Origin of the sequence: Pseudoalteromonas sp. GW168-MNA-CIBAN-0100 (assembly GCF_040309225.1) — a bacterium.
Classification (GTDB): Bacteria; Pseudomonadota; Gammaproteobacteria; order Enterobacterales; family Alteromonadaceae; genus Pseudoalteromonas; species Pseudoalteromonas arctica.
The window spans coordinates 1-254 of the sequence record NZ_JBEOOL010000809.1 but is presented as its reverse complement, the minus strand read 5'-3'; the positions used below and the strand labels follow the sequence as shown (position 1 = coordinate 254).

At 40.6% G+C, this 254-nt stretch carries 1 pseudogene; it reads right to left on the bottom strand.

The features are described 5' to 3' along the window. Window positions 1-53: 53 nt before the first annotated feature. Window positions 54-254 (bottom strand): annotated as a pseudogene (locus AAEY62_RS23520) (bifunctional 4-hydroxy-2-oxoglutarate aldolase/2-dehydro-3-deoxy-phosphogluconate aldolase); the annotation flags it as partial.

Here is a 254-nt window from a genome sequence, read left to right as displayed (position 1 = left end):
CTACTACACCTGGCAATATTGCCGGGGCTAAATCTTTCATTGTTTGTTCCTTACTACTTTAATGCTTGAATACACGAGTCAGTAATTGCTTGCCAGTTTTCTTGTGCAACCCACTCTTTATTTGCGATCCAAGTACCACCCACAGCAAATACATTATTTAAAGATAAGTAATCCATTTTATTTTGCTCGCTTACGCCACCTGTAGGACAAAAGCTAGCGGCTCTAAATACTGACGATACAGCCGATACGAATGC